Source organism: Kitasatospora sp. NPDC007106 (assembly GCF_040634455.1).
In the GTDB taxonomy this organism is placed as follows: domain Bacteria; phylum Actinomycetota; class Actinomycetes; order Streptomycetales; family Streptomycetaceae; genus Kitasatospora; species Kitasatospora arboriphila.
Window position 1 is genome coordinate 1 of sequence record NZ_JBEYFP010000117.1, and the last position, 13,599, is coordinate 13,599.

The 13,599-nt window shown below is 71.8% G+C and carries 10 protein-coding genes; all 10 read right to left on the bottom strand.

The annotated features are described in order from the left end of the window. Positions 1 to 219 precede the first annotated feature (219 nt). Positions 220 to 1,755, bottom strand: a complete 1,536-nt coding sequence (locus ABZ641_RS13420; protein ID WP_359981526.1) for a DUF4173 domain-containing protein — start codon at positions 1,753 to 1,755, stop codon at positions 220 to 222. Positions 1,756 to 2,562: 807 nt separating this feature from the next. After that, positions 2,563 to 5,634, bottom strand: coding sequence for an Ig-like domain-containing protein (locus ABZ641_RS13425; protein WP_359981528.1), 3,072 nt, complete (start codon positions 5,632 to 5,634; stop codon positions 2,563 to 2,565). Between the two features lie 240 nt (positions 5,635 to 5,874). Next, entirely contained in the window at positions 5,875 to 6,831 is a 957-nt protein-coding gene (locus ABZ641_RS13430) for a carbohydrate ABC transporter permease (protein ID WP_344623241.1), read from the bottom strand. Further along, positions 6,828 to 7,838 (bottom strand): sugar ABC transporter permease, encoded by a 1,011-nt coding sequence (locus ABZ641_RS13435; RefSeq protein WP_344623240.1) that lies wholly within the window; start codon positions 7,836 to 7,838, stop codon positions 6,828 to 6,830. The genes ABZ641_RS13430 and ABZ641_RS13435 overlap by 4 nt, the downstream gene beginning before the upstream one ends. A 76-nt stretch (positions 7,839 to 7,914) precedes the next feature. After that, entirely contained in the window at positions 7,915 to 9,276 is a 1,362-nt protein-coding gene (locus ABZ641_RS13440) for an ABC transporter substrate-binding protein (RefSeq protein WP_344623239.1), read from the bottom strand. Positions 9,277 to 9,542: 266 nt separating this feature from the next. After that, positions 9,543 to 10,724: a cytochrome P450 gene (locus ABZ641_RS13445; protein WP_359981538.1), complete on the bottom strand. Its 1,182-nt coding sequence runs from the start codon at positions 10,722 to 10,724 to the stop codon at positions 9,543 to 9,545. 127 nt (positions 10,725 to 10,851) lie between these two features. Continuing rightward, entirely contained in the window at positions 10,852 to 12,099 is a 1,248-nt protein-coding gene (locus tag ABZ641_RS13450) for a cytochrome P450 (protein WP_344623238.1), read from the bottom strand. Next, entirely contained in the window at positions 12,096 to 12,722 is a 627-nt protein-coding gene (locus ABZ641_RS13455; protein WP_359981532.1) for an ATP/GTP-binding protein, read from the bottom strand. Before ABZ641_RS13455 ends, ABZ641_RS13450 begins: the two co-directional genes overlap by 4 nt. After that, on the bottom strand, positions 12,703 to 13,065 hold the full coding sequence (locus tag ABZ641_RS13460) for a DUF742 domain-containing protein (RefSeq protein ID WP_344623236.1): 363 nt from the start codon (positions 13,063 to 13,065) through the stop codon (positions 12,703 to 12,705). Before ABZ641_RS13460 ends, ABZ641_RS13455 begins: the two co-directional genes overlap by 20 nt. Then, positions 13,062 to 13,475 carry a roadblock/LC7 domain-containing protein gene (locus ABZ641_RS13465; protein WP_359981535.1) on the bottom strand — a complete coding sequence of 138 codons (414 nt, stop codon included), beginning with the start codon at positions 13,473 to 13,475 and terminating at the stop codon, positions 13,062 to 13,064. The genes ABZ641_RS13460 and ABZ641_RS13465 overlap by 4 nt, the downstream gene beginning before the upstream one ends. Positions 13,476 to 13,599: the final 124 nt, after the last annotated feature.

A 13,599-nucleotide genomic window follows, 5' to 3' on the forward strand; every position in this document is an offset into this window, starting at 1 on the left:
ACACCTAACCCACACCACTCTTCCCCCACACGACGCTCTCCCCACCTGCCGGCGTGGCGCTCTGACGCACCGCGTGGTGGCGGGCCCCGGCAGGCCCGCCACCACACACCGGTCCTCACGACTCGACCGCGACCCCCCGGAGCCGGACCGGCCCCGAGTACGGGCGACACCGGCACGCATGAGCAGGCGTCAGCAGACGCATGCAGGCATCAGTGGGTGTCAGTAGTCGTAGTCACCGCCGTAGTACGGGTCGCCCAGGCGGACACCGGCCCGGCTGCAGGCGTCGCGTCCGATGAGCGGCACCGAACGATCCTTCAGGATCTCGCGGGCCCTGGCCTCGGCCAGGCTGGTGGCGTACCAGGGCAGCCGGTCGTCGTCGAGGTCCCTCGCGATCTTCTGCAGGGCGCAGGCGCGCTGGTCCTCCGGGAGCCGGTCCAGGGCGGGCACGGCGTCCGCGGAGAGGTCGCGGAGGTAGCCGACGTCGATCCGGCCGGTCTGCTCGAAGCGGTGGACGTTCTGCTCGGCGATCATCGCGTCCGGGCTGATCAGGCCGAAGACCGCGGTGGCGGCGGCGGCGCTCAGCACGACCGCCCGCGGCAGCCACTTGGCGGAGGCGAGGATCCCGCCGACGAGCACCAGCAGCAGCACCACGCCCAGCCAGATCTCGACCGTGGCCACCGAGATCCGCAGCCGGGTCAGGCCGAAGTTGTCCACGTACCGCTGCATCCGGTACAGCGCCGAGGCGACCACGACCAGCGTCTGGCCGCAGAGCAGCGCGAGCAGCGTCTTGGCCATCACCCGGTCCCGCGGGGTGGAGCGCGGCGCCCAGCGGCCCGCCAGGGCCAGCAGGGCCAGCACCAGCAGGGTGACGATCAGCAGCTGCCAGAAGCCCTGCCGGGCGTAATCGGCCGGGATCATCCCGGGCTTGCTCATGACCGACTCGTAGCCGCCGACGAACACCACGGCCTGGACGGCGACGAAGACGCCGAAGAGCAGGTTGAGGGCCACCAGCGGCACCGCCCACTCCAGCCGGCCGCGCTCGCGGCCCGGCTTCACCGGGAAGCGGTCGAAGCGGCGCGGCCCGGCCGCCGTGTGCGCGGCCGCCAGGGCGACGAGCAGACCGACCACGAAGAGCAGGACCTGCATCGGCAGGTTCTCGGTGTCGATGCTCGGCACGAGGTCGCCGAGGAGTTCGGCGACCGCGGCGTCGGCACTGGCGAACAGTGCGCCGAAGACCACCAGCAGCGCCAGCGAGACGGCCGCCGCCTTGACCACGGCCACCACCCGGGCGCGGGCCGGGTACTGGCGGTTGCGCAGCGAGAGCAGACCCCAGGCGAGGCCGGGAATCAGGTGCGGCCACATGCCGAACGCGCCCAGCAGCACGCCGGGCCAGCGCTTGCCGCCGTGCAGGGCGAGCGATCCGGCGCCCGCGGCGGCGAGCAGCGCCAGGACGACCGGCCAGGAGGCCTCCACCAGGGCCGGGACGAGCAGCAGCACCAGGGCGGTGACCGTCCACACCACCGTCCACGGCCGGACCTTGCGGCCGGCGGCCGAGGCGGCGAGCCCCGCGGCGACCGTACCGACCAGCGCCCAGAGCAGCACGTTGACGCCGAGGCCGTCGGTCAGCAGGGCCGCGGCGAGCAGACCGGAGGCGAGGCCGGCCCCCAGTACCCCGAACCCCGGCAGGGCGGGTCGGGTCGGCGCGGTCGCGGTGATCCACAGCGGGTCCGGCGGCGGGGCGGGCGGCAGCCACACGCCGGGGCCGGTCCCCGGACGAACGCCGTACGCGGGGCCTGCACCGGGGCGCACGCCAGGGCCTGCTCCCGGTCCCGCACCCGGCCGCGGCCCGCTCCCCGTTCCGGCGGGCGTCCCACCGCCACCGGGACCCGGCGCCGGACGAGGCGCCGGGCGAGACGCCGGACCGGCGGCCGTGGCCTGACCGGGCTCCGCGGCCCCCTTGCGGAACTCGGCGGCGACACGGCCGGCTTCCACTCCCCCGTCCGCACCGCCCGTCCCACCTGTCCCGCCCGCGCCGCCCGCGCCGCCCGCACCGCCCGCACCGGTCTCCCCGGTCGTCCCGTCCGCGACCGGACCGACGCGCCCGCTGTCGGGCTCCGTCCGTGCTCCCGGCACTCCGGCACCGGGAACGGCTGCGGCCGCCCCAGCGGCACCGGGCGCAGCGGCACCAGGTTCAGCCGCACCCGAGGAAGCCTTGGACGCCCCGGACGACTCGCGAGACGCGGTCGGCTCGGACGACGCGGACGGAGTGGCAGGTGTGGACGGAGTGGCAGGTGTGGACGGCGGTGTGCTGTCTGACGGTGTCGACATGAGTCCCCCTCAAGCGTCACGGGACACGCGGCGGCCGACGTGCGGCCCCGCGGCGGGTGACCGCGACTCTAGGGCGCGGAGGACAGTTCTGAACAGGTTCAAAAGTACTGCGGGGCGCTTGTGTCGCAGAGTTGTGACACAAACGCCCCGCAGCGGGGCGGGCGGTCCGGCCCGCGGTCCGACCTGCAGGCCGGAGCTGACGGACCGGCCAGATCGGCCAGATCAGACGGATCGTCAGTACGCGCCGTACAGCGAGTAGACGAGGCTGTCCTTGACGGCGGTTCCGAAGGCGGTGGGCCAGGTACCGAAGGGCACCACCGTGTTGCTGTAGGCCCCGGAGCCGGCCGCGCCGGTCGAGTAGTGCATGTTGTTCACCGTCGAGCTCGTCCCGTTGCTGTTGTAGACGAACCAGTAGCTGGTGTTGGGCGCGAGGGTGGTGGTCACCGGCAGCGAGTTCCAGGCGTTGGGCGTCAGGGTGCCGGAGGCGGTGGAGACCACGAGGGTGCCGGGCGAGCCGGCGTTGTCGGTGTAGACGGCCAGCTGGTACTGGTTGTTGGGCGCCGCGCTGACCCCGCCGACGTGCACGCTGAGCGAGGTGAGGGCGACGGCCGTCGAACCGGTGGTCACCTTGGAGCCGTTGAGGTGGTTGGAGTCGGTGTCGTCGACCAGCGTGCCGACCGTGCTGGACCCGATGGTCTTGGGCGGCAGCCCGGCGGTGGTGAAGGCGGCGGTCACCGGCCCGGCGAGGGTGTTGCCCGCCAGGTCCTTCACGCCCTGCACGGTGGCGGTGTAACCGGTCGTCAGCGCCAGGTCGGTGCCCGGGGTGAAGGCGGCGGTGCTGGTGGCCGCGTCGTAGGTGACGGTGCCGGTGACCGGGGTGCCGCCGGTGGTGGTCCTCAGGGTGAGCGCCGAGCCGGTGACCGTCGCCAGGTCGAGCGGCTCGCTGAAGGAGAACTTCACCGCGGTGCCGGCCGCCACCCCGGTGGCGCCGTTGGCGGGCGCGGTGCCGGTGACGGTGGGCGCGGTGGTGTCCTGCCCGTAGGTCGCGGTGTAGGAGCCGACCGCGCCGTCGAAGAAGGCGTACGCCGTTCCCTTGATCGTCTCGATCCGGTAGGGCACGGCCTGGCCCTGCTTGGAGATCCCGGTGAGGGTGCCGGAGGCGGAGTTCACCGGCACCATGGCGCGCAGGCCGCGGGCGCCGCCGGTGATGTCGAAGGTCAGCGAGTTGCCGCTCCAGGCGAGCTTGGAGAAGGCGGAGCCGTTGCGGCCGTCCAGCCAGGTCAGCATCTGCCGGCCGGAGACCACCGGCACGCCGCGGGCCTTGGCCGCCGCGATCACCGCGTCCGAGGCGCTGGAGGCCGCGAAGTCGGTGTGGATGTTGGCGCCGATCGCCGCGTAGTAGCCCTTGGCGCCGTACGCGCCGTCGAGCAGGGTGGTGACGGTGGACGGGTAGGACTGGCCGGACTCGTCGGTGAGCTGGGTGGTGGCCTGGTACTCGTCGATGACGCTGCCGTCGGTGTCGGCGAACTTCATGATCATGCCGGTGCCGTTGAAGTAGCCGGGCCGGTCCTGCACGAAGGCGGACGGGTAGTAGTAGTAATCCATGTCGAGCCGGATGCCGTTGGCCAGCTTGGTCTTGGCCTGGGTGGCCCAGTCGTCCCACTCCACGCAGTGCGTGCGGCTGCTCGACGGGTTCGGCAGCGAGCCGTACTTGGCCTTCCAGACGCCCAACTGGTCGCTGTAGAGCTGCTGCAGGTTGGCCGTGGTGCCCCAGGGCTTGCAGTTGGTGGTGACGTGCACGCCGACCTCGAAGCCCTCGTCGGTGTAGGACTGCGCCTGGGCGGGCGTCATCGGGTCGTTGGTGTAGATGTACGACGAGCCGCGCACGCACTCCCAGTCGGCGACCGAGCAGCCGGCCGGGGACTGGGAGGTGTAACTGTCCCAGCGGCCGACGGTGCCGCCGATGCCGTGGTCGTCGCCGCTCATCACGACGACCGCCTTGACGTCCCGTGGGAAGTACCAGAACCGCGGCAGCGGCTTCTTCGCCGAGTCCATCAGGGTGATCAGGTTGGTGAGCAGCCGCTGCTGCTCGTCGGCGATCGGGATCAGGGCCTTGTCGAGGTCGTTCCAGTTCGGCTGGCCGTTGGTGCCGAAGAACATCTCGCTGGCCTCGTAGCCGTCGGTGGAGTCGCGCTGCTGGCCGGCCCAGGCGATGTTGCCCTGGCGGGTCTGCACCACGGACTTGGCGAGGTCGAAGGTGAAGGCGGCGGCCCGGCCGCTGCCGACGGTGCGCAGGGTGACGGCGGGGTTGCCGCTCGCCGTGGTCGCGTCGTCGTAGAGGGTGGCGACGGCGGTGGCGCCGTTCAGCGTCCACCGGTCGGCGGTGCCGTGGAAGCCCATGGTGTCGGCGGTGAGGCCGGCGCCGGGGGCGGCCGAGGTGTCGATCTTCAGGTAGGCGTCGGCGAGGGTGCCGGTGGTGGCGGTGAGGCCGAGCAGGCCGGCGAGCTGCCTGTCGGGGCGCATCGCGACGAGCCGTCCGCCACCGTTGGTCCAGGTGGTGAACATGGAGACCTGGGCGGGGGTGAGCGCGCTCTCGCCGAGCAGCACCACGTCGTAGTTCGCGAGCGTCGCCGCGGTGACCGCCGACAGGTCGGTCTGCTTGTAGTAGTTGAGGCCCTCGGCCTTGAGGATCTCGGTGTAGTAGGCGGTGTACGGGTTGGCCGCGTTGCCGACCAGCAGGATCGGGCCCTCGGCGCCCGGTCCGTTGCCGGGCGGGGTGGTGCCGCCGCCGTCGGGGGTGTACGTGGCGTAGATCGAGAAGGTGGCGCTCATGGTGCTGCTCGCGCCGAAGGCGGTCGGCCAGGTGCCGAACGGGGCGCCGCCGGTGGAGTAGCCGCTCGTTCCGCCGCTGCTGTAGTGCAGGTTGTTGACGGCGGCGCTCGACCCGTTGCTGTTGTAGGCCAGCCAGTAGGCGGTGTTGGAGGCGAGGGTGCCGGTCAGCGGCAGGGTGTTCCAGGCGTTGGCGGTGAGCGTGCCGGAGGCGCTGGAGGCGACCAGGGCGCCCGGTTTGCCCGCCGCGTCGGCGTAGACCGCGACCTGGTACTGGTTGTTCGGTGCGGCGCCGACCGCCCCGACGTGCACGCTGATGCCGTTCAGCGCACCGCCGTTGGACCCGGTGACGAAGCGCGAGGTGTTCATGTAGTTGGAGTCGCCCGAGTCGGTGGCCGAGCCGACCGCGGTGTTGCCGAGGGTCGCGGTGCCCGCCGCCCCGGCCGGTGCGGCGGCCAGGACAGCTCCTGCCAGCACGGCGGCCACCAGGCACGCCAGACGTCTTCTGAACCTCACGCCATCCCCCACTTGTCGGACAACCGGATCGGCGGCGGAATCGCCGCTACCGGTGTACCGGCTGTGCGGGTGGCGCGTCCTCGAAATCCCCACATTCCCGGTCCATGTCACGGGCCGTCAGGAGTCGGACGCGCGACGCCCCCGCGCACGGGGCACGGGGGCGTCGCCGGAGCAGGGGCGCGGGGCCGGAGCGGGGCCGGCTCAGCCCTTGACCGAGCCCGCCAGCAGGCCGCGGACGAAGTACCGCTGCAGCGCGAAGAAGACGATCAGCGGGATGATCAGCGACAGGAAGGCGCCGGCCGTGAGCAGTTCCCAGCGGCCGCCGAAGGAGCCGCTCAGCTGGGCCAGCCGGACGGTCATCGGGGCGACCTCGGGGGTGCCGCCGGCGAAGGTGAGCGCCACCAGCAGGTCGTTCCAGACCCAGAGGAACTGGAAGATCGCGAAGGAGGCCAGCGCCGGCGCGCACAGCGGCAGCACGATCGATCGGAAGATCTTGAAGTGGGTGGCCCCGTCGACCACCGCCGCCTCCATCAGGTCGCGCGGCAGCTGGGCGATGAAGTTGTGCAGCAGGAAGATCGCCAGCGGCATCGCGAACATGGTGTGCGCCAGCCAGACCGGGGCGTAGGTGCCGCTGAGGTCGAAGGCCGGGATCACCGTGACCGAGCCGATGTGCGCGCCGCCGGAGAACAGCTGGAGCAGCGGGATGAGCGCCATCTGCAGCGGCACCACCTGCAGCGCGAAGATCGCGAAGAAGACCACGTCGCTGCCCCGGAACTTCACCCAGGCCAGCCCGTACGCCGCCATCGCGGCCAGCACCAGCGGGAAGACCGTCGCCGGGATGCTGATCGCCAGCGAGTTGACCATGTACGGCATCAGGCCGCCGCTGACGCCGAACCCGCCCTCGAAGAGCACCGTGTGGTAGTTCTCCAGGGTGAGGTTCGGGTCGCCGAAGACCGTCCACCAGCCGCTGTCGGAGACGTCCTCCTCGGGGCGGAGCGAGGTGACCAGCAGGCCGATCGTGGGGATCGTCCAGAGCACGGTGACCACGACCATGAGCAGCGAGGCCAGCGGGCTGCTGAACACCCGCCGGACGGCCTTCACCGGGGGCACGCGGTCCTCCGCCCCCGACTGCGGGGCCGGGGCGAGCTGCTCGCTCATCGGTGCTCACGCTCCTTGCGCAGCTGGACGATGTTGTAGGCCACCAGCGGGATCACGGCCAGGAAGAGGATCACTGCGAGCGCACTGCCGCGGCCGACGTTGAACTGCACGAAGGACTGCGAGTACATCTCGTTGGCGAGCACCTGGGTGCCGAAGTTGCCGCCCGTCATGGTGCGGACGATGTCGAAGGCCTTCAGCGTGGTGATCATGACGGTGGTCAGCACGACGATCAGCGTGGTGCGGATCATCGGCACCGTGACGTGCCGGAAGAGCTGGAAGCCGCGGGCGCCGTCGAGGCGGGCGGCCTCGGTGATCTCGTCCGGGATGGCCTTGATCGCCGCGGAGAGCACCACCATCGCGAAGCCGGTCTGCACCCAGATCATGACGATCATCAGCAGGTAGTTGTTCAGCGGGTGGGAGAGGATCCAGTTCGGCGGGTCGTCCCAGCCGAGGCTGATCGCGAGCTGGCTGAGCAGGCCGATCTGCGGCTGGGAGGGGTCGCGGTCCTCGTAGACGAACTTCCAGATGATCGACGCGCCGACCAGGGAGATCGCCATCGGCATGAACAGCAGCGACTTGTAGACCGCCTGCCCGCGCAGCCGGTCCACCAGCAGGGCCAGCACCAGGCCGGTGCCGGTCGCCACCAGCGGGGCGACGACCAGCCACTGCAGGGTGTTCCACAGCACCTGGTGGATGGACTCGGTGGTGAGCGCCCAGCCGTAGTTGCTGCCGCCGACCGCCTTGGTGGAGTCGTCGTTGTAGAAGCTCAGGTAGACGGTGCGGACCAGCGGGATCACCAGGCCGACCAGCAGCAGCAGGATCGCCGGTCCGACCATCACCAGGACGGCCAGCGGGCGGGAGAACCGCCCGGTCGCCCGGCCTGCCGCGAAGAAGATCAGCAGCAGCACGCCGAGGAAGCCGGCGACGGCTCCGACGGTGTTGGTGAACTTGATCGTCGCATCCGTCCACGCCGAGTCGGCGAGGTGCACGGCGGTGGCCGTGGGCATGCGGAGGGTCCTTCCTCGGACATGGGGAGGGGCAGCGCGGGCGGGTGGGACCCGCGCTGCCCGGAGGCGGCCGGCGTTACTGCGGCCAGGCCGCGTCGATGTCGGCCGCCACCTTCTGGATGGACTGCCCCTCGGCGAACCACGCCGTGAACGACTTCCACATCTGGCCGGAGCCGATGGCCGCCGGCATCAGGTCGGAGGCGTCGAAGCGGAACGTGGCGGCCGGGTCGGTGAGCGCCTCGGCGGAGAGCTTGTCGATCGGGTCGGTGTAGAGGCTCTTGTCCACGCCCTGGTTGGCGGAGACCCAGCCGGAGGCGACCTTGACCCGGCTGCTCGCCCAGTCGCTGGTCGACAGGTAGTTCTGCACCGCCTGCACCTCGGGCCGGCTGGAGAACGCGGCCAGGAACTCGCCGCCGCCCTCGACCGGGCTGCTGACCGCCGGGTTCACGGCCGGCAGGTGGAAGGCGAAGATGTCGCCGTCCGGGCCGATGTTGGTGCCCTTGGGCCACTGCGCCCGGTAGAACGAGGCCTGCTGCAGCATGTAGCACTTGTTGGAGAGGATCGGCGCGCCCGCGTCCTGGAACGTGGTCGTGGCGATCGACTTCACGTCGCCGATGCCGCCGTTGACCCAGGCCGGGTTCTGCATCCAGTCGGCCACCGTCTTCATGGCGCCGGTGATCTTCTCGTCACTGAACTTGATCTTGTGGCTGACCCACTGGTCGTAGACGTCGCCGCCGTAGCTGCCGAGGACGGCCTCCTCGACCCAGTCGGTGGCCGGCCAGCCGGTCGCGGTGCCGGAGGCGATGCCGCCGCACCACGGCTTGGCGCCGCCCGAGGTGGCGATCCTGTTGCTGAGGCCCATGAGGTCGGCCCAGGTCTTCGGGACCTCGTAGCCGGCCTGCTTGAAGGCCTTCGGCGAGTACCACACCAGCGACTTCATGTTGGCGCTCATCGGCGCCGCGTAGAAGGTGCCGTTGACGGAGCCGTAGGTCTTCCAGACCGGGCTCCACTTGTCCTCGTTGGCGACGGTCTGCGCCGGCGGCTTCACGACCTTTCCGGTCTTGACCATCTGCGCGAGCAGGCCGGGCTGCGGGATGATCGCGAAGTCCGGGGCGTTTCCGCCGCTCACGCGCACCGGCAGCTGCGACTCGAAGTCGTTGGAGCCCTCGTACGAGATCTTGATACCCGTACAAGAACTGAACTCCGCCCAGGACTTCTCCAGCGAGTCCGACTCCGGGCTGAGGATCGAGGCGAACATCGTCACCTTGGTGCCGGAGTGGCCCGCGTAGGCCTGGTACTTGGCACAGTCACCGGTGAGCGTGGGTGCCGCCGACGTGCCGCCGCCGTCCTTCGAGGAACTGTTCGAGCACGCCGCGGCGAGGGCCAGGGCGAACACGGCGGGAACGGCGAGCAGACGCCGCCGCAGGAGTGTGGTCATCGGCGGGCCTCACAGGCGATCGTGGTGGTGGACAATGCGCTCCTCCTGGCCAGGGCACCCCGAGATGCCGGCGTGGGACTACAAGTCTGCGCTGTACCGGTTGATCGAGCTGTACCCAGCAGTATCGCTGGCTTGAAGACGTTAACTCACCGGTTACCCCACGCCAAGGTGCGCGTTCGACCTTCATCGGCCGGTGTCCCGGTCGTGATCGGGCCGTGCTGGAGGGCCGGTTCCGCACCGGCCCTCCAGCACCGTTCCGGGCCCGGTCAGAGCCGGACGGGCAGCTCGCGCAGACTGTTGACCACCATGGTGGGGTTCGGCCGCAGCTCCTCCTCGGGCACCGCGAGGGCGAGGCCGGGGAAGCGTTCGAAGAGGGCGGGCAGCGCCACCGCGGCCTCCAGACGGGCCAGCGGCGAACCCGGGCAGACGTGCGGCCCGTGACCGAACGAGAGGTGCCGCCCGGCGTCACGGGTGATGTCGAAGACCTCCGCGGTGATGCCGTGCTGCGCGGGGTCGCGGCCGATGGCGTTGTAGGAGATCAGGACGGCGTCCCCGGCGGGGATCACCGTGCCGCCGGCCTCGATGTCGGCGGTGGCGAAGCGGAACAGGAAGTTGCTGGTCGGAGGGGTCCAGCGGAGCGACTCCTCGACCACCGCCGGCCAGCCGACCTCGCCCGAACGGGCGAGCGCGAGCTGGTCCGGATGGGTGAGCAGGGCGCGGACCGCGTTGGTGATCAGGTTGACGGTGGTCTCGTGGCCGGCCGCGATGATCACGCGCAGGGTCGCCGAGGCCTCGGCGTCGGTCAGCGGTCCGCCCTCGACGTCGGCCGTCAGCAGGGCGCTGATCAGGTCGTCCCCGGGCTCGGCGCGGCGCAGCGCCACCAGGTCCGCGACGAAGGCGTTCAGCGCGGCGATGGTGGCCGGCACGTCGGCCGGTGCGGTGGTGCTGGAGAAGAACCGCTCGTACAGCTCGCGGATGTAGGCGTGGTCGTGCTCGGGCACGCCGAGCAGCCAGCCGATCACCGACATCGGCAGCGGGAAGGCGAAGGCCGTCTTCAGGTCGACCACCGGCCCGGCCGCGGCGAGCCGGTCGAGCAGTTCGGCGGTGAGCTCCTCGATGCGGGGCTTCATGAGTTCGACGCGGCGGGGGGTGAAGGCCTGGGCCACGATCGCCCGCAGCCGGCGGTGCGCGGCGCCGTCGGTGGTGACCATCGAGGGGCCGGGCACGGCCAGGCCGATCAGCGGCCAGGTCTTCGGCACCTCGCCCTTCCGGAACGCCGCCCAGTGCGCCGCGTCCTTGACCAGCCGGGCGTCGGTGAGCAGTTTGCGGGCCTCGGCGTGCCGGGTGACCGCCCAGCCGCGGACGCCCATCAGCTCGACCGGGACCACCGGGCCGGCGGCGCGCAGCAGGGCGCCCTCGGCGGCGTTGTCACGGGCCAGCGGGTCCATCACGAACGGCGCGTCGGCGGTCGGCGCGGCCGCTCCGGTCGTCCCGTCCGCCCCGGTCGCCGGCTCCGCTGCCGTCACTGCGGCCCCTGCGGTCAGTTCGGTCATCCCTGCCCCTCCTCGGGTCTCGTCACTCCGCCACGTAGCCGGGGGTGAAGGCCACCGGCAGCGCCATCAGTCCGCGCACCCAGGCCGAGGGGCGCCACACCAGGGCGCTCTCGGACACCGCGAGGCGCAGGTCCGGCAGCCGGTCGAGCAGCACCTCGATCGCGGTGTTGGCGATCACCTCGGCGGCCTCGCGGGCCGGGTAGGGGCAGCCGTGGTCGCCGGCGGAGAAGCTCAGGTAGGCGCGGTTGCCCTCGGCGGGGCGGCCCGAGTCCTGGCGGACCGTCGGGTCGGCGTTGGCGCCGGCGAAGCCGAGCAGCACCATGTCGCCCTTGGCGATCCGCTGGCCGCCGAGGTGGACGTCGCGGGTCGCCCAGCGGCCGGCGAAGATCTGGGTGGGGGTGTCCTCCCAGAGGGCCTCGCCGAGCGCCTGGCCGATCGAGCGGCGGCCGCCGGAGAGGGAGGCGGCGAAGCGCTCGTCGGTGAGCATCAGCCGCAGCGCGTTGGAGATCCAGTAGGCGAGCGGCTGGTGACCGGCGATCAGCAGCACCCGCAGGTCCCGCATGACCTCTTCGTCGTTGAGCCCGGCCTCGTGGGCGAGCAGCCGCGAGGTGACGTCGGAGGCGGGGATCTCGCGGCGCCGGTGGACGAGTCCGAGCATGACGGCGAGCAGCTGCTGGGCGCCCTCCTGGGCGTCGGCGCCGCCGTCGAGCATCGCGAGCAGGCCGCGGATCAGGACGGGGGCCTCGTCCTCGTCGAGGCCGAACAGCCGGCAGAGCACCAGCAGCGGCATCCGGTGGGCGTAGTCGGCGACCAGGTCGGCCTCGCCGCGGCCGGCGAAGCCGTCGATCAGCCGGTCGGCGATCTCCTCGGCGTGGATGCGCAGTTCGTACGGGTCGACGGCGGCGAGGGCGTCGGTGACGGCGGAGGAGCGGCGCTGGTGCTCGGCCCCCTCGGCGTAGAGGATCGAGGGGACGGGCGCCATCATCGGCTTGAGCGGCCAGTCCTCGGGGATGTCCGGCCACTGGTTCCAGCGGGTGGAGTCCCGGCCGAAGACCTTGGGCTGGCCGGTGACCAGCTGGAGTTCGCGGTAGCCGATGACCAGCCAGGCGGGGACGCCGCCGGCGAGTTCGACGGGCGCGACCGGGCCGTGGCGGTCGCGCAGCTCCTGGTAGAGCGCGCCGGGGTCGGTCTGGAAGCGGGGCCCGTACAGCGGGGCGGCGTCGGCGTGGGCCGGGCAGCCGGGCGGCGGGGTGGTGACGGGCTCGGTCACGGCGTGTCCTCTCCGGAGGCCTCGGCCTCGGCCATGCGGTGCAGGTGGCGGACGAGTTCGATCAGCACCTGCTTGCTCGACTCGCGGTCCCGTGCGTCGCACTCCACCAACGGGACGTGGTCGGCGAGGTCGAGGGCGGCCCTGACCTCGGCGAGGGTGTGCTCGGGCGGCCCGAAGTTGTTGCGGACGACCACGAAGGGCGTGCCGTGGTGTTCGAGGCGGTCGATGGCGTACCAGGACTCCTCGAGGCGGCGGGTGTCGACCAGCACCACGGCGCCGAGGGCGCCGCTGAACAGCCGGTCCCAGAGGAACCAGAAGCGTTCCTGGCCAGGGGCGCCGAAGAGGTAGAGCACGTTCTCGGCGCCGAGGGTGATCCGGCCGAAGTCGAAGGCGACGGTGGTCGACCGCTTGCCCTGCACCCCGGTGAGGTCGTCCACGCCCTCGCCGGCGCTGGTCATCGTCTCCTCGGTGTTGAGCGGGCGGATCTCGCTCACCGAGCCGACCAGGGTGGTCTTGCCGACGCCGAAGCCGCCCACCACGACGATCTTCAGCCCGTTGGCGGCGGTGCTGCTGAGCGGGGCCCGGCCGGCCGCAGCGAGGGTGTCAGAGCTGTTGGAGACCATGCAGTACCTGCTTCAGCGTGTCGAGGTCGGGCAGGCGTGCCTTGGACGGGGCGAACCTGGGGTGGCGGGCGGTGATCCGGCCGGCCTCCAGCAGGTCACCCAGCAGGATCTTCACCACGCTGACCGGCAGGGCGAGTTCGGCGGCGAGCTCGACCACGGCCGTCGGGGTGGCGCACAGCGCGAGGATGCGGGCATGCTCGGACTGCATGCCGGGCATCGGCTCCTGCTCGGTGACGATCAGGGTGACCAGGTCGAAGGCGTGCTCGGGCGGCCGGCTGCGGCCGCGGGTCACCGTGTAGAGCCGGTCCGGGTCCTCGTCCCGGCCGGCGAGCGGCCGCGTCACACCCCGGCCTCGATCTCGCGCGGCGGGGCGCTCAGGAACACCCCGATCTGCTCGATCAGCCCGTGCATGTTGTGCCCGACGACGCCGACGTCGGCGTCGTCGTCGGTGACGACCGCGAGGTGGGCCCCCTCGCCGGCGGCGACGATGCACAGGATGCCGCCGTGGAACTCGGTCATCGACTGGCGGACGCCGCCGGCCGCGTTCCCGAACTCGATGGAGGCGCCGTGGGCGAGGCTCTGCATGCCGGAGGCGATCGCGGCGAGCTGGTCGGCCTGGTCGGTGCCGAGGCCGGCGGTGTGGCAGAGCTTGAGGCCGTCGGCGGAGAGCACCAGGGCGTGCCGGGCACCGGGGGTGACCGTCAGCAGGTTCTCCAGCAGCCAGTCGAGGTCGCGGTCGGTGCTGCTGCTCATCGGGCATCGTCCTTCGAGTGGGCGTCGGGGGACTCGGCCCCTTGCAGGGCCTTGCGGAACGCGCCGAAGCGGGCCGCGGAGAGCGCGGCGGAGCGCTCGGTCCGCGGCGCCGGAGCGGCCGGGG